Source organism: Paenibacillus apis (assembly GCF_018333295.1).
GTDB lineage: Bacteria > Bacillota > Bacilli > Paenibacillales > Paenibacillaceae > Fontibacillus > Fontibacillus antibioticophila.
On the sequence record NZ_BORS01000004.1, the window covers coordinates 122,891 to 139,218 of the forward strand.

A 16,328-nucleotide genomic window follows, 5' to 3' on the forward strand; every position below is an offset into this window, starting at 1 on the left:
ACAATGACACCGCTTTTTAACGGCCTGCTGCTCGGATTTTCTATCGCTGCACCAGTAGGACCGATTGGAATTCTATGTCTGCGAAAAACCTTGACCCAGGGAAGATCATTTGGATTCGTGGCGGGTTTAGGGGCGGCTTCGGCCGATGCAATCTACGGAAGCGCGGCTGCCTTGGGGCTGACCATAATCTCACAATTTCTAATTAAATATGCTTCATGGGTTCAATTGGTGGGCGCTTTATTTTTATTATTTCTTGCTTACCGTACGTTTAGCTCCCCGGTTATGCATAGGGAAGACTCTGACATCTCCAGGACCGATTACCTTAGGACCTTCGTGACTACTTTCTTCCTGACGCTCACTAACCCGTTGACGATCCTGTCATTTATAGGCATTTTTGCGGGGATGAACTTGGCCTCAGGCTCAGTGTCTTCGGTTTATCTCATCGTTGGGGTATTTCTAGGTTCGGCTGCATGGTGGCTTCTTTTAAGTACGGTAGTGGGGCTGCTCAGGAAGATGATCGGATCTAAGACAATGAAGTTCATCAATCTCTTCTCAAGTCTTATCCTATTATCCTTCGGAATTTACAGCATGTATTCCGCTTATGAAGGGTTAGTTCATCCATAGGAACCATCGTAAGGAATAATAAAAAACCAAGACAGCCGCCCATCGGCGGTTGTCTTGGTTAATATCAGTTAAGCAGCTTTCCTGCAGAAAGCTTTCACTTCAGCACACTTCACACTTATGCTCTTACTACGTAGTTTTTTTGATCAACTTATTCAGTTCTTTTTCTTCACAGGAATGTAAATGTCCATCTCTACCAACTCGTTGCGGTCACTCCAGCAGCGCTCGTCATAATATTCAAAATCGGGCGCTCCGGAGTGCTCATAGCCTGAATGAGGGAACCATTCACTGAAGATTGTCTGCCAGGTTGCTTGAATGGAATCGGTGAACTGATCCAGGGGCACTCTCGGAGTTGTAAATACAGCATAAGTCTGCTCCGTTATATGATGTCTTTCCGCACCTTCAGGAACAACGGCGTCGGCATGAGCTTCAACGCCAATGATGTATTTAAATTCTTCCGTCTCCAAATTGCATGGGGCACAGATGCCATACTCTGCATTGGAAGCGGCCTGATCATACAAAGTCTGCCCCAGCTTCTCTTCCATATAACGTTTCCAGAAGGCGGGGATTTCCCGGCTGTTTTCTCCTTCCTGGGAAGTTGTAAGGATTGAGTAGCCAATGATGTCAAAAGCAGGTTTCGTCACAATTTCATAATTCATCTGAATTCCTCCTAAATATGAATTGTAGCATGGCTGCATGACGGATACTTTCGGGTAAGCAGGAGGCTGGATGCCCCGCTTCCGATATTCTCCAGGCGTCATGCCATATAATCGGCGGAAGGCGCGAGTAAAGGTTTCTGGAGTACTGAAGCCGCAGTCCAGGGCAATATCCAGCAGCCTCTCATTGGAATAGGCTACCTTATTGGCGGCGCAAATGAGCCTTCTTTTTCGAAGATAATCCATCACCGTAGTTCCAGTCATGGCCTGGAAGACCCGATGGAAATGGAACTCCGAAAAGCCGGCCTGCTTAGCCAGGGTTGGAAGAGACAATTCCATAAAGAGATGTGCTTCGATATAGTCTATGATATCCTGAATTATAGCCTCGTAAGTCGAAATCATGCTCGCCTCCTTCTGAAATTAGTCTATCATCGCGGGAACAGATGTTCTTGACGTTTTTTGCTTCTTTTTTGAAGGGCAATTAAGAATATGTAATCAAAGTAATCTTACTATAGGTAACTGGAAGAAATCACTAGAACAAATTTTAACTATTATAGATGGGGGAAGATCATTCTTTCAATCAGCGGGGTTATCGGGTTCTTGCTTGTGAATTTCCGGGGCAGAAAGCGAGATCATGAAATGGTCTTGGGGATTGCTTGTTTAGCCTCTTGGATGTGGCTTGTGTATTAAAGCATGATATCGATCATATTCCCATCGGGTTTTATATTATATAGTTCCTTCAAAGTATTAGCTCATTGATGAAACGGCAAGAGTTGAATGAGGAGGCGGCTTATGAGTCGGATTGTCCAAGCATATTACGATAACCATGCGGACCGGGAATGGAGCCGGTTGGAGAACCCTTATAGCAGGGTAGAATGGCTATCAACCTTAAGGCTGATGGATCGGTATTTTCCTGATACAGGCCATATTTGCGATATTGGATCCGGACCGGGAAGATATGCGATTGAATTACTGCAGCAAGGCTATCAGGTAACGCTTATGGACCTGTCCTCCAACGAGCTTGCTCTGGCTCAGAAGCGCATTGAGGGTCTGGGGCTTCAGGCAGAAGCTTATTTGTGCGAAAGTGCGATTAACATGCATGTTTTGCACGATCAATGCTGTGACGGCGTCCTGGTACTGGGTCCGTTATATCATCTGCTCAAGGAAGAAGAACGTTCACAGGTGATACGTCATGCCTACCGGATCTTGAAGCCCGGGGGAGTCGCGTTACTTGCCTACATCAATTCATGGGGAGTCCTTAAAGCCGGGGTTTCCGAGTTTAGTGAATCCTACAGAGATCCTGAAGAGATATATAAGTATTTGCAGGAGCAGCAGCTTCATGAAAATGAAGGCTTCACCCAATGCTATTTCACCATTCCTGCCAAAGCTATGGAAGAGATTAAGGCCGGAGGATTCGAGATTATTACGTATGCCGGTGCGGAAAGCTTTTTGGCTGGAATGCGAGAGGAAGTGAGCCGATTGTACATAGAAGATCCAGTGGTCTATGGAAATCTGCTGCAGGCTGCCAGTGAGACGAGCGAAGCACCGCAATATCGCGACGCTACAGAACATATGGTAATTGTGGTCAGAAGGCCGGAAAATTCAGAATTTGGAGGTTAATCCATGCGTGATGAACAACGGAAGTCCGGGCTTGAAGCCTATCTCAAGGATTTGGTGCTGACCGGGAGCTTGCTCCAGGATGTGGGTGCTTTCTTTAAATTGCATGGTGATTTAGCGACCTGGGATCATACCCTTAAGGTGACCAGTCATGCAGTTAGAATTGCGCGGCTATATGATGTGGATCCGATGAAGGCAGAGCAGGCGGCGCTTCTTCATGACATCAGTAATGTCATTCCGGTGTCTCTTTTTCTGGAGACCGCACATGAAGCGGGTATAAAAGTATTGGATGAGGAGCACGCCTATCCGCGGATTATCCACCAGAAGTTGTCTCGAGTCATGGCAGAGCAGCTGTTTGGAGTAGACGATCCTCAAGTGTTGGATGCGATAGCTTGCCATACGACACTCAGAGCAGAAGCTACCTGTTTAGATAAAGTAGTATTTATCGCAGATAAAGTGGCTTGGGATCACGCAGAGGAGCATGCTTATCTGAATGAAATTCGACAGCTTGTAGATGAGGAACACTTGGATCAAGCCGTCCTGGTCTATTTGAATCATGTATGGAATCAGCGCGGCAAGTTGAAATTAGTTCATTCCAGCTTGATTCAAGCAAGAGCTTATATGTTAGAGCAAAAAGAGGTGGCAGAGGATCCTGCCAAGCGCAATTTAAGGCGGATGTTTCAGCATATGGACTGGTCCAATCATCAGATTCTGGAGGTTTTGGACCGGGAACAGCCTGAGGGTGATCGTGTTAACAAGCTGTTTGCTCATATCCTTTCAGCGGAAGCTATATGGATATCCCGAATCGAAGGGAAGAGGGTTCAGGCGGCAGTTTGGCCGGATCATATGCAGTTAGAAGATTTACGGATTTTGGTGTCGGAAAATAGAGACCGGTTCTCGTGTTATTTCGATGAGGTTACCCCGGAACAGCTGCGGCAACCCGTCACTTATGTTACGGGAGCGGGAGCGGAATATACTACTGAACCTGTAGATATATTGATGCATGTGGCGCTGCATGGCAGCTACCATCGGGGACAGATTGCTACCTTGCTGCGAATGGAGGAGATCTCCCCGCCCGCCACGGATTATATACTTTATGTGCGGCAATTGGAGCGCAAGGAATGAAGAACTCAATACTTGGGATTCATGATCTTAAGTCAGGAACCACGTTACAGCAGGAAGTTTACAAATTGCTTCGCCGACATCGCTTCATGGAAATTCTGCATAGTTATCAACCGATTCTTGTCGGAACGGTGCCTTTGGACATTCAGGTTCCTGGCAGCGATCTGGATCTGATCTGTGAAGTGCATGATTTTGAGACGTTTCGCATGGAGTCCGACACTCATTTTGCACATTATGCCGGGTATACGGTTCATGAGCGGGAAGTGGACGGTGTACCTCGCATCAAGGTTAACTTTCATTGTGAGCATTGGCCGATAGAGCTGTTCGGTCAGCCTGTTCCGACGACACAACAGAACGGATATCGACATATGATGATAGAAGCTAGATTATTGTCGCTTTATGGAGAATCCTTTAAGCAAGCTATCATTCAGCTGAAGCAGAACGGATTGAAGACCGAGCCTGCCTTTGCCAAGCTGTTGCACTTGGAGGGAAATCCCTATGATGAGCTGCTGAAGCTTGAGGGAAGAGAAGATCAGGAACTGCTTAAGCTGTTATCTGTAAGTGAATAGAAATGCAAATTTGTTGAGGAGTGATGAAAATGCCGCATTTAATAGGAGAACGGATTATACTGCGTGAGTACCGCATGGAGGACATTCCTGCAATCCGCAAATGGGTCAATGATGAGGAGATCACGGATACGTTAAGCGATATTTTTTCTTTTCCGCAGAGCTATGAGAACTCAGAGTCCTTTGTTCGCTCCATGGTGGAAGGGAAGACTGATACGAAGGGCTTTATTATTTCGGAAAAAGACACGCTGGATTACATTGGCCAAATCGATTTGTTTAAATTCGATTGGCGTAATCGCTGTGCAACCATCGGGATTGTGATTGGGCGCAAAGAGTTGCTGGGACAAGGCTATGGACGCGAAGCGCTGCGGTTGATTCAAGAGTTTGCTTTCAAGACACTGAATCTGCACCGATTGGAGCTTCAAGTGATGGATTTTAATGATCGGGGATATCGGTGTTATGCCAGCTGCGGCTTTAAGGAAGAGGGGCGGCAACGACAACGGATATTTTATAATGGTCAATATCGGGATATGATTACGATGAGTATTCTCTCCCATGAGTATAATTAAATAGATGTTCATCAAGCTGATCCTGCATCGCCGTCAATTTTGCGATGCAGGATTTTTTATTTGAGCAACCTTCCAAACCCTTCCAACGTCAATAAAACAAAAAGCAATACAAGGGGGAGTCTATGTGAAAAAGAAAATGTGGTTTCAAGGGATATTCTTGCTGCTGAGCCTGCTGCTGCTGCTTAGCGGATGCGGGAGCGCTAACAATGCTGATCATGCTTCCAGTGCGTATGACGGCTCTGCCAACTCAGGCGGAGCTGAGACAGAGAGCTCATCCATGAATATGGCTGCTTCCTCTTCAGCAGAGGCGCCTTCCTCCTCGGCGATGGATAAGGCGGTTACGGCAGCACAGGAGCCTCAGTCTCTGCCTTCCGGTTCAGGGATTCCTTCGGGAAGTATCGCAGATGATTTGAACAAGAAGCTCATTTACCGGGCAAATGTTGTTATGAAGGTTGAAGAATTTTCAAAGACACAGGCACAGATCAAGGATTTGGTTAGCTTATCCGGCGGTTATATTGTTGAGTTCTCGGAAAGTCAGTCTACGTATGAGCAGGGCGGGAATTTTGTGCTTAAGGTTCCGGCGTCCGGATTTTCCTCTTTTCTGGAGCAATTAGAGCAGCTTAAGCCCGAATCTTTTCAGCAAAGTATTCAAGGACAAGATGTATCTGAGGAATATGTGGACCTGGAATCCCGCTTGAAGGTTAAGGAGGCTGTAGAAGCAAGATATCTGAAATTTGTTGGGGAATCAAAGAGTACAAGTGATCTGGTTCAATTCACGAATGAGCTGGAACGGATTCAGACAGAGATTGAACAGATTAAGGGGAGAATGAGGTATATCGATAATAATGTCTCCTTCTCCACCATTGAAATTCGTGTGTATCAAACAGATGATAATTCCTTGACCAAGCTGAGTCAGGATCAAAAACCACTCTTGAAACGGGCCGGGAATGCGTTGCAGGAAAGTCTTGAGGCAATCTCGGTCATCCTTCAGTGGCTCGTCATCTTTATTTCCGGAGCACTTCCGGTAATTGTTATAGGCGCGGTGATTTTTGCAATTATTTGGCCGTTGAGACGGCGGAGAGCCCGGTTGCGAAATGAGAAAATTGACAGTCCTTTAGTTGAAGCAGAGCCTGAAAATAGGCTAAAAGACTAGTGTTCTGCAGAGTTGAATGGAAGGTCAATATGTGCGCTATGATAAATTTAACAGCCGAGCTCGTTGACAAGTCGATTTTTTTGAAATATATTGAAAACAAGACAGACGAACGTGAGCGGCAGAAATAACAAACGGGACTTTTTGACTAGATAATTAAATAATTTGGCACACCAAATCGAAAGATTGGGTCGCAAAGCCTTGGAGTCTAATAATCCAGTGATTAATGACCGTCCGGCTGCATAACAATAATTATTGTTTATGCAGCCGTTTTTTGTTTTTCTCACGTTCTCTGCGGCTATATGCCGTGAGATAAAAAATACCCAACAGTAAGGAGGGTAGAAAATAACGTGCCTGAAAGGGAGGAAATCTATGAAAAAATGAGGAGGAACTTATGAAACGCGGGTTGAAGATTGTAGTATCTTGGCTATGCCTATTTTCACTTTTTGTTGGACCGTTGTCTGTATTTGGAGCAGGAACAGGGGAGATCTCCTGGCCCAATCCGGGGGCAACACAGCTGACGAAGACGGCTGAACCTACCGGGAAGTCAGGGGAGTGGGAAATAACCCTGAAGGTGGAGGGAAAGAACATTCAGTCTAGTTCGGATGTTGTGCTGGTTATTGATAAGTCCGGGAGCATGGACAATGGCTGGTGGTGGGAGGATGGCAAAATTGACAAAGCAAAGGAAGCAGCAAAGAAATTTGTGGACAATTTGCTTCTTTCCGGTTCAAATAACCGGGTAGCCGTTGTTGACTTCAACAAATCGTCTTCTCTTGTCTCCGGATTTAAAGGGCCTGCCCAGAAAACTGCCCTGAAGAATGCAATTGATGATATTGAAGCAGACGGTGGTACTAATATTCAGTCAGGGCTTAAAAATGCCCGTGATCTATTGGGAAGCAGTTCGGCACAAAATAAAATCATTGTTGTACTGAGTGATGGTGAGCCGACATACAGCTTCAAGGGAACACAGGCAACAAGCTACAGCTGGTCGAACAATAGTTATGGCTATGCCTTAACAGCTTTTAATTATAATGAGACCCTTGGCAGTGGCTCAAATTTCAATATTTCCAATTATAACGTCAATGGATATAGTGTAAAAGACAATGGAATTGGAACGATTTCGGAAGCCAAACTCGCCAAGGACGCAGGCTATAAAATTTACTCTGTCGGGCTGGATGTTTCCAATAACAGCAATGCGATTAAAGTGCTGAAGGACGTTCAGAGCGAGGGCTACTATTCCGCGAACAGTCAAGAATTGAACACGATCTTCCAGCAAATGGCGAGTCAAATCACTTATGCAGCTCAAAACGCCAAAGTGATCGACCCAATGGGAGAAATGTTTAATCTCAAGAAACAAGGAGCCGTAGTTAGTCCAACGGATTATACGGCCTCACAAGGAACGGTTACCTGGAACGCTACGACAGAGACATTCACCTGGGATATCGGCAACATTGCAGAGGGGACTCCTGCGACCCTCACCTACACAGTGGTCATGGACCAATCCAAAAACCCCGTTTCAAACGAACTCTATCCTACGAACGGAACAACAACGTTGACTTATACAGATGTAAATAATAAGAACGTTTCGAAGGATTTTGAGGTACCGAAGGTAAGTGTCGGTAATGGTTCTATCCTCATTAAAGGTTATCTTGTAAATGAGGCTGGTAATCCGATCAATGCAGAAGGCGTTGAGGTGGAGGGGCCAGCATTTGCAGAGCCTTTGTACAGTGAGTATTACAAGGATCAAAGTGGTAAGGAAGCATTCCCTGTAGGCACTACACATTCTATAGCGGCAAAGACAGTGGAAGGATATCTATATCAAGTCGGGGGAAGCCCTAAGTCGGTTACTCTTACTGTAACGAATCCAACCCCAACTGTGTGGTTCGGTTATACGGTTGCAACTGAAACCTCGGTACAGGTGAAGTACCTGGAGCAGGGAACGGAGAAAGAACTGCGAACTGCAACAACAGTACCAGGTGTAGTCGGCCAAACATTGAAGCTGACAGCGGAAGTTATTGACGGCTATACGGTAGTAGGAACTGGTGAAGAGAATTACAGCTTTACTGGATCAGCAAACCAAGAGTTCGTGTTCTATTACACAGCGAATGAGCAAACTGTCACTGTGAAGTACATTGACCGTGAGAGCGGCAATGAAATTGCTGCTGCGACCAGTGAGTCTGGCGTCACTGGCAGTACGGTAACGCTGGAAGCGAAGGAAGTAGACGGCTATACCCCGGATAACAGCACATACGAGTACACGTTCTTGCCGGAAGGTAACGAATACACCTTCTACTACAATGCTGCTGAGCAAAGTGTAGAAGTGAAATACCTGGAGCAAGGAACGGAGAAAGAACTGCATCCGGCAACAACAGAGCAAGGCGTAACCGGCCAGACCTTGGAGCTGACAGCGAAGGATATCCCGGGCTACACCCCGGTAGAACCAAGCTATAGCTACAAGCTGGGAACGACAAATGCGCCGCATGTGTTCTACTACACAGCGAATGAGCAAAGCGTCACTGTGAAGTACATTGACCGTGAGAGCGGCGATGAAATTGCTGCTGCGACCAGCGAGTCTGGCGTCACTGGCAGTACGGTAACGCTGGAAGCGAAGGAAGTAGACGGCTATACCCCGGATAACAGCACTTACGAGTACACGTTCTTGCCGGAAGGTAACGAATACACCTTCTACTACAATGCTGCTGAGCAAAGTGTAGAAGTGAAATACCTGGAGCAAGGAACGGAGAAAGAATTGCATCCGGCAACAACAGAGCAAGGCGTAACCGGCCAGACCTTGGAGCTGACAGCGAAGGATATCCCGGGCTACACCCCGGTGGAACCAAGCTACAGCTACAAGCTGGGAACGACAAATGCGCCGCATGTGTTCTACTACACAGCGAATGAGCAAACTGTCACTGTGAAGTACATTGACCGTGAGAGCGGCAATGAAATTGCTGCTGCGACCAGTGAGTCTGGCGTCACTGGCGGCAAGGTAACACTGGAAGCGAAGGAAGTTCCAGGCTATACCCCGGATAACAGCACATACGAGTACACGTTCTTGCCGGAAGGTAACGAATACACCTTCTACTACAATGCTGCTGAGCAAAGTGTAGAAGTGAAGTACCTGGAGCAGGGAACGGAGAAAGAACTGCATCCGGCAACAACAGAGCAAGGCGTAACTGGCCAGACCTTGGAGCTGACAGCGAAGGATATCCCGGGCTACACCCCGGTAGAACCAAGCTACAGCTACAAGCTGGGAACGACAAATGCGCCGCATGTGTTCTACTACACGGCGAATGAGCAAAGCGTCACTGTGAAGTACGTAGACCGTGCGAGCGGCGAAGAAATTGCCGAAGCAACTAGCGAGTCTGGTGTCACTGACGGCAAGGTAACGCTGGAAGCGAAGGTCGTTGAGGGTTACACGGCAGAGGTAGCGAGCTACGAGTACACGTTCTTGCCAGAGGGCAACACGTACACCTTCTACTACAATGCTGCTGGGCAAAGTGTAGAAGTGAAGTACTTGGAGCAGGGAACGGAGAAAGAACTGCATCCGGCGACAACAGAGCAAGGCGTAACCGGCCAGACCTTGGAGCTGACAGCGAAGAGTATCCCGGGCTACACCCCGGTGGAACCAAGCTACAGCTACAAGCTGGGAACGACGAATGCGCCGCACGTCTTCTACTACACTGCGAATCCAGTTGTGACAGTTACCGTTGCTGTGTACCACTTGGATATCGACACAGGGGAAGAAATTGCTGCTCCAAGTGTTCTGGATGGGATTGGCGGCCAAACTTTCGAATATACTCCTCAGCCGATTACCGTAACAGATGGCACCTACACTTACTATCCAAAGAAGCCTGTTTACAGTATCGACCTGACTTTTGAACCGGAACAAAGATTGGATGTCTACTATGAAAAGGGAGATCCGGCTAATGCTGTGACACTTACAGTCATTTATCTGGATGAAACAACCGGAGCTGAGTTAGGAAGAGATGACTTTATCAGAAGTGCCGGAACATCGGTAGCAATAACAGCCAAGGACTTTACGGGCTATACCCCGAGAAAGTCCAGTGATGTGATTAACCTTACTGATGAGCCATCACAGACCTACACCTTCTACTACACGAAGGATGCTCCTGCCCAGAAGACGCTGACGATCAAGTACCTTCTGAACGGCACGACTACTCAACTGGCCAACCCGACGACAGACAGCGGAACGTCAGGCGAGACGAAGACCTATTCGGCGATTGGCATTTCGGGCTACACCCCGGTTCAATCGACGAAGAACTATACGTTCAGTGACGAAGACGGTCAGGAATTGATTTTCTACTACACTAGAAATTCAAGCTCTGGACCATCCAATCCATCACCGTCACCGTCACCGTCACCATCGTCTAGCGTAACACCGCTGCCGGCTGTGCCGCCATTGCCGCCGTTGCCAGCTGTACCGCCAGTACTTGATAGAGAGAACCATTATGACTACATCAACGGGTATCCTGACGGCTCCGTCAAGCCGCTCAACAATATCACCCGTGAAGAAGTTGCGGCGATCTTCTACCGCCTGATGAATGATGAGAGCAGATCCGCATACCTGACGACAACCAATTCGTTCTCGGATGTGGGAGCAACCCGTTGGTCCAATAAGCACATTTCCACCATGGAAAATGCAGGTATCATCACAGGATATCTCGATGGCACCTTCAAGCCGGGACAATACATCACCAGATCCGAGTTCGCGGCAATCGCTTCCCGATTCGACCAGCTCGATGAGCGGGTGAACGATATGTTCAGCGACATTACCGGACACTGGGCAGAAAAATACATTGTCTCAGCTGCTAACAAGGGCTGGATCAAAGGATATGTGGATGGCACCTTCAAGCCGGATCAATATATCACCCGTGCTGAAGCTGCTGCATTCATCAACGGCGTATTGAACAGAAAAGTAAATCATGAAGGTATTCATGAGGATGCAAAAGAATGGCCGGATAATATCGCAGGCAAGTGGTACTATTACGATATTCTGGAAGCCACTAACCATCATGAATACACCAGAGAAGAGGATTCAGACGCAGAGGTGTGGGAAGAAGTGCTTCCAAACCGGGTCTATCCTTAAACTCAGTAAGAAATTAAATTCAGGCTCTCTTCCCACAGAAGAGAGCCTGAATCTTTTTTTATAGGTTAGAGAACAGCTTGTCCAGAAAGTCGTAGGTTAAAGGCATATCCTCTTTCAGTTCTTTGCGCGTCTCTTCACTGTAAAAATAGAGAGTGGCCGTCTCTGCGAAATATTCAGTCGAGTATACCGATACATAACCGTCATTCTTGTAGTTCACATCAGCTTCTTTCTTCCAGACGTTCAGAAAAGCAGCGGAAGAACTAACATTGTTCAGCACAAGCCGGTCGATCGCGTGGAAGGTCTCATGAAGCTCAAGGTTTTGACCATTATGTCCCTTGCCTTTATTGCTGTAACCAATTCTGGCAATCACGACATTTGAGCTTACACCGGGAACATCGTCCCAGGTTAGACCTGTATTTTCCCAGCCTCTTGGAGTCACGCCTTTGTATTGGGCGAACTCGGGTTCATCCGTAATTTTTCCGTTAACGAGCTTGATCTTGACGCTGTTATCCTTCAACCCTTGCAGAAGGGAGGCCGGAATAGCTGATAATCTGCTGACCATTTTGTCTGCAGAAGCCTTATTGTAATCAGACTTCGGAAGCACAACGATTTGGCTAAGGAGCTCATCGGAAGAGGGCTTGGCCGAAGTTTCGGCGGATACCGGAATCACTGCTAGATTTATAGATAGGATCAGGGCAATAGTCAAAGTTAGTATTCGCTTCATGTTTCTTCCTCCCAAGGAATCTCTCATCCGAGCTAGGAAGAAACGAAATAGCACTATTTACGTTGCTTCCATATCGGTAACTGGCTGGCATTGCGGATGAACCGCTGTAGCCCCTGTAGCTTTGCGTCGCCATCTTTCGATGGATTTGCCTTTATCAATATGAAAATTATGAAGTTATTCTACGAAAACAAAAAACCTTCTTACCGAATAAGAAGGTTAGCAAGCATGGTTACACGCTTCATTCTTTATCGGTAGCTGGCTGGTTTAGCGATGAATCGCCTTAACCCCTGTAGCTTTGCGTCCCTAGCTTTCGATAGGTTTGCCTTTGTCAATCAAGAACTATGAAGTTAATTGTTGAAATCTACCAAACTATCTATCCATAGAATAAGTCTAATAGACTATATAGTCAAGACTTCTTTTAAATAATCACAAGGAGAATTAGAGGTTTTGTCGAACTATGTCGATAGAGCCATGAAACAAGGTGAAGCTGGGATATCCTTCTACCATTTAATAAGAGACCCATAGGAAAAATATCATAGTTTTACTAAGGAGAAGATATCACATTTGTCCATCTAAGTGTTTACATTATTAACGTTACTCTTTTGGGGCAGCATAGTAGAATGAGATTGAAAAGTGAAGTTCCAAAACTGTCCAGGAGGGTACAAGGAATGCCTATTTTTTATAATGAAGAACAGGGGATCTTTCATCTGCAATCCCAAAACTCCAGCTATATCATTCAACTCATTCACGGCTATGCCGCGCAAGTCTATTATGGGCCGAAGCTGCGGGAGGGTGCCAATCTGACAGGAATGCTCACGCGGGTTGAACGCAGCTCGTTCTGCCCGAATCCGGTGAGAGAAGATAAGACATTGTCGCTGGATACATTGCCTCAGGAATATCCCCAATATGGAACCAGCGATTTCAGAAGTCCTGCTTATCAGGTGAAATTAAGGGATGGCAGCAGAATTACGGAGTTGAAATATCATTCCCACTCCATCGTACCGGGGAAGCCAGGACTGGAGGGACTCCCTGCAGTTTATACGGAGCAAGATCAAGAGGCGGATACATTGCTGTTGGTGCTTGCAGATCCCGTAACGGGACTTGCAGCCGAATTGAGCTATACCGTATTTAATGACTTTAATGCGATAACCCGATCCGTCAAGCTTCGCAATGATGGGCAGGAGACAGTAGAGCTCGAACGAGTGCTGAGCGCTTCTGTAGACTTTCCTGATGCTGACTTTGACGCTTTGTACTTGTCCGGGGCCTGGGCGCGTGAGCGTCATATCCAGCGGCGGAGACTGGCACCGGGGATGACCGGGATTGGCAGCCGCAGAGGCTCCAGCTCGCATCAGCACAATCCGTTCATGGCTTTGCTGCGTCCCGAGGCAAATGAGCGCCAAGGAGAGGTGTACGGCTTCAGCCTAGTGTACAGCGGCAATTTTACCGCGGAGGCAGAGGTGGATCAGTTCGGAACAACTCGAATGCAGATCGGCCTGCAGCCCTTTGATTTTGCCTGGAATCTTGGGCCAAGTGAAGTCTTTCAAGCTCCGGAAGTTGTGATGGTCTATTCAAGTGAGGGGCTGGGCGGAATGTCCAGAACCTATCACCGGCTATACCGTACCCGTTTGTGCCGCGGCACACATCGGGACCGCGAGCGTCCGATTCTTGTGAACAACTGGGAAGCCACGTATTTTAACTTCAATGCAGATAAAATAGAATCCATAGCGCTGGCCGGCCGTGAACTGGGCATAGAACTCTTCGTACTGGATGATGGCTGGTTTGGCCACAGAGACAGCGACAATTCATCGCTGGGGGATTGGGTCGAGGATCGGCGGAAGCTCCCTCGCGGACTGAAGGACCTGGCTGAGCGCGTGGAGAAGGCCGGCCTGCAATTCGGATTGTGGTTCGAGCCTGAAATGGTATCGCCAGACAGCGATTTGTACCGCAGTCATCCTGACTGGTGTCTTCATGTTCCCGGGCGGCGCCGTACCGAGGGGAGAGAGCAGCTTGTTCTTGACCTGTCCAGAGAAGATGTCCGGAATTATCTGTATGACCAGTTAAGCAATATTTACGCTTCCGTGCCTGTGTCTTATGTGAAATGGGATATGAACCGGAACATGACGGAGATTGGTTCAGCGCTTGCGCCCGGCCAAAGACAGAAGGAGGTTGCTCACCGGTATATTCTCGGTCTGTATGAGCTGCTGGAGCGCTTGACAGCAAGCTTCCCGCACATCCTGTTTGAGAGCTGCTCCGGCGGCGGCGGCCGCTTCGACCCTGGCATGCTGTATTACATGCCTCAGACCTGGACAAGTGATGATACAGATGGGGCGGAGCGCTTGAAAATCCAGTACGGCACAAGTCTGGTGTACCCGGTATCTACCATGGGAGCTCATGTATCCGCCGTACCTAATCATCAGGTGGGCCGAACGACCCCGCTGTCTTTCCGCGGTGATGTGGCTATGTCGGGTAACTTCGGTTATGAGCTGGATTTGACCAAGTTTACCGAGGAAGAGTGCGAGATTGTTAAATCCCAGGTCGAGGCCTATAAGGAATTACGGGGGTTGGTCCAGCAAGGAGAAATGTACCGTCTGCTTAGCCCATTTGAGGGGAATGTAACTGCCTGGATGTTCGTCAGTCCCGACCGTAGTGAGGCCCTGCTGTTCTATTTCCGTGTGCTGGCTGAGCCGAATGCTCCGCTCTCCCGGGTTAAGCTGCAAGGACTTGATCCTCACCGTAACTATCAACGGGTTCAAGGGGGAGAAGTATATGGGGGTGACCGGTTAATGTATGCCGGCTTACCGATGCATGAGGTTCATGGTGATTTCTCCAGCACCTGGATTCATCTTAAAGATACCGCCAAGAGCTAACAAAAAAAAGCAGATGCTTTCGGTTCACCCGACGGCATCTGCTTTTCAGTTATACATTCAAGTCTGACTTAGAATTTGAAGATATGAATTGTCTTTTGCAGCTGGAATACAGCATTTTTCATAGCTTCTGTCTCTTCACTCATCTTCTGAATTGCCCCGATCTGCTCATTCATTGAAGCGGACACTTGCTCTGTGCCGGCAGCCGACTCTTGAGTAATCGCAGAGATATTCTGAATCGAGGATGAAATATGATGAGCGCTCTCCAGCATCGATTCACTTTCTTTGGAAAATGCGGATATTTCTTCGGATATGTATTGAACACTCTGGACAATTTCCGCGAAGATACGTTCCGATTCCATAATCATTTCATTCTGCTGGCGCACTACCTCTTCGTTAATTTTAATATTATTGTCAGCCAGCTTGATATCCTGCTCAATACTGCGAACCAGATTGAATACTTCCTTCGTCGAGGCGGTAGACTCTTCAGCCAGCTTGCGAACCTCTTGGGCAACAACTGCAAAGCCCGCTCCGTGCTCGCCGGCCCGTGCTGCTTCAATCGAAGCGTTCAGAGAGAGCAGGTTAGTCTGTTCGGCGATTTCAGAAATCGTTGCGGTGATTTTCGTGATGCCTCTGGCGTTTTTGGCAAGCTCCTCAATAGACTCGGCAACCTTTCCGGTCGCTTCAATATTTTTGCGCATGCCTTCAGACTGCATGGAGACCGATTCACGCCCTTTTTCTACAAGCTCCAGCATATCGATTGAGCGGTTGTTCATCTCTCTTGTGGAATGGGTATAATTACTTACCTTATTTTCAATCTCTCCGATAGAGTCTTTCATGCCGCTGACATCTTCGGAGATTGAATTCGCGCCGAGTGCCAACTCGTTGGAGGACTGGGCCACCTGGGTCATTACACTTGTTAATTCCTGACTCCGATCAGCAATGGAGCGGGTCGAGTCCATAACCTTTTGTGTAATCTCGGAAGTCTCTTGTAAAATTTTGCGGAGCTTGTCCACCATGCTGTTAAAAGCTTTGTTCAAATCCTCCATGCCGCCCGACTCCATGATTCGGCTGGTAAAGTCGCCCTTTGCAATCTTGGCAGAGGCATTGGTGATGTCGCTGAAGGAGCCGAGCAAGGCGCCTTGGACGTAACGGGTAAGCGGATAGGTAAGCGCTGCCAAAATAATAATGACGATCAACCCTATTACGAGCTTGCCGATCAGTGCAAAGACGACAAGCACCGGTACGGCAAACAATGCAGCAACAAGGTAACAAGCAGCAGGGATCTTCTTAGCTAGAGGGAGTCTGTTGAACCATGTCATATGTATG

General features: G+C 47.5%; 11 protein-coding genes and 3 riboswitches. Of the genes, 8 read left to right on the forward strand and 3 right to left on the reverse strand.

Annotated elements, in window-relative coordinates; translation table 11 throughout:
• Positions 1 to 3 precede the first annotated feature (3 nt).
• Complete coding sequence (locus tag KI362_RS07360) at positions 4 to 624, forward strand: LysE/ArgO family amino acid transporter (RefSeq protein ID WP_301626055.1); 621 nt, start codon at positions 4 to 6, stop codon at positions 622 to 624.
• A gap of 152 nt (positions 625 to 776) precedes the next feature.
• Here the strand turns inward: KI362_RS07360 and KI362_RS07365 are convergent, their stop codons facing one another.
• Positions 777 to 1,676, reverse strand: a complete 900-nt coding sequence (locus KI362_RS07365; protein WP_301626407.1) for an AraC family transcriptional regulator — start codon at positions 1,674 to 1,676, stop codon at positions 777 to 779.
• Between the two features lie 393 nt (positions 1,677 to 2,069).
• On the opposite strand from KI362_RS07365, the gene KI362_RS07370 reads away from it, so the two are divergent.
• The 6 genes from KI362_RS07370 to KI362_RS07395 all read left to right on the forward strand — a co-directional run bounded on the left by KI362_RS07370 (position 2,070) and on the right by KI362_RS07395 (position 11,411).
• On the forward strand, positions 2,070 to 2,897 hold the full coding sequence (locus KI362_RS07370) for a class I SAM-dependent methyltransferase (protein WP_301626058.1): 828 nt from the start codon (positions 2,070 to 2,072) through the stop codon (positions 2,895 to 2,897).
• A gap of 3 nt (positions 2,898 to 2,900) precedes the next feature.
• Positions 2,901 to 4,019, forward strand: coding sequence for a bis(5'-nucleosyl)-tetraphosphatase (symmetrical) YqeK (yqeK, locus tag KI362_RS07375; RefSeq protein ID WP_301626060.1), 1,119 nt, complete (start codon positions 2,901 to 2,903; stop codon positions 4,017 to 4,019).
• The gene (locus KI362_RS07380) at positions 4,016 to 4,585 is read left to right on the forward strand and encodes a DUF4269 domain-containing protein (protein ID WP_301626062.1); all 570 of its coding nucleotides are present in this window, start codon (positions 4,016 to 4,018) and stop codon (positions 4,583 to 4,585) included. The genes yqeK and KI362_RS07380 overlap by 4 nt, the downstream gene beginning before the upstream one ends.
• Before the next feature lie 29 nt (positions 4,586 to 4,614).
• Positions 4,615 to 5,151 (forward strand): GNAT family N-acetyltransferase, encoded by a 537-nt coding sequence (locus tag KI362_RS07385; protein ID WP_301626064.1) that lies wholly within the window; start codon positions 4,615 to 4,617, stop codon positions 5,149 to 5,151.
• Positions 5,152 to 5,275: 124 nt separating this feature from the next.
• Complete coding sequence (locus KI362_RS07390; RefSeq protein WP_301626065.1) at positions 5,276 to 6,304, forward strand: DUF4349 domain-containing protein; 1,029 nt, start codon at positions 5,276 to 5,278, stop codon at positions 6,302 to 6,304.
• A gap of 154 nt (positions 6,305 to 6,458) precedes the next feature.
• A riboswitch (cyclic di-GMP riboswitch) is annotated at positions 6,459 to 6,547 on the forward strand.
• Between the two features lie 148 nt (positions 6,548 to 6,695).
• On the forward strand, positions 6,696 to 11,411 hold the full coding sequence (locus tag KI362_RS07395) for a MucBP domain-containing protein (protein WP_301626066.1): 4,716 nt from the start codon (positions 6,696 to 6,698) through the stop codon (positions 11,409 to 11,411).
• Between the two features lie 58 nt (positions 11,412 to 11,469).
• On the opposite strand, the gene KI362_RS07400 is transcribed toward KI362_RS07395, so the two are convergent.
• Positions 11,470 to 12,135: an anthrax toxin lethal factor-related metalloendopeptidase gene (locus KI362_RS07400; RefSeq protein WP_301626068.1), complete on the reverse strand. Its 666-nt coding sequence runs from the start codon at positions 12,133 to 12,135 to the stop codon at positions 11,470 to 11,472.
• A 72-nt stretch (positions 12,136 to 12,207) separates the two neighbouring features.
• A riboswitch (cyclic di-GMP riboswitch) is annotated at positions 12,208 to 12,295 on the reverse strand.
• Between the two features lie 87 nt (positions 12,296 to 12,382).
• A riboswitch (cyclic di-GMP riboswitch) is annotated at positions 12,383 to 12,469 on the reverse strand.
• 334 nt (positions 12,470 to 12,803) lie between these two features.
• Between KI362_RS07400 and KI362_RS07405 the strand changes: the two genes are divergently transcribed.
• Entirely contained in the window at positions 12,804 to 15,002 is a 2,199-nt protein-coding gene (locus KI362_RS07405; RefSeq protein ID WP_301626070.1) for an alpha-galactosidase, read from the forward strand.
• A gap of 68 nt (positions 15,003 to 15,070) precedes the next feature.
• Here KI362_RS07405 and KI362_RS07410 read toward each other — a convergent pair whose 3' ends face one another.
• The gene (locus KI362_RS07410; RefSeq protein WP_044478268.1) at positions 15,071 to 16,321 is read right to left on the reverse strand and encodes a methyl-accepting chemotaxis protein; all 1,251 of its coding nucleotides are present in this window, start codon (positions 16,319 to 16,321) and stop codon (positions 15,071 to 15,073) included.
• Positions 16,322 to 16,328 lie beyond the last annotated feature (7 nt).

Coding starts and splice junctions, on each gene's coding strand:
- KI362_RS07360 (WP_301626055.1), top strand. CDS start 4: ATGACACCGCTTTTTAACGGCCTGCTGCTCGGATTTTCTATCGCTGCA.
- KI362_RS07370 (WP_301626058.1), top strand. CDS start 2,070: ATGAGTCGGATTGTCCAAGCATATTACGATAACCATGCGGACCGGGAA.
- yqeK (WP_301626060.1), top strand. CDS start 2,901: ATGCGTGATGAACAACGGAAGTCCGGGCTTGAAGCCTATCTCAAGGAT.
- KI362_RS07380 (WP_301626062.1), top strand. CDS start 4,016: ATGAAGAACTCAATACTTGGGATTCATGATCTTAAGTCAGGAACCACG.
- KI362_RS07385 (WP_301626064.1), top strand. CDS start 4,615: ATGCCGCATTTAATAGGAGAACGGATTATACTGCGTGAGTACCGCATG.
- KI362_RS07395 (WP_301626066.1), top strand. CDS start 6,696: ATGAAACGCGGGTTGAAGATTGTAGTATCTTGGCTATGCCTATTTTCA.
- KI362_RS07400 (WP_301626068.1), bottom strand. CDS start 12,135: ATGAAGCGAATACTAACTTTGACTATTGCCCTGATCCTATCTATAAAT.
- KI362_RS07405 (WP_301626070.1), top strand. CDS start 12,804: ATGCCTATTTTTTATAATGAAGAACAGGGGATCTTTCATCTGCAATCC.
- KI362_RS07410 (WP_044478268.1), bottom strand. CDS start 16,321: ATGACATGGTTCAACAGACTCCCTCTAGCTAAGAAGATCCCTGCTGCT.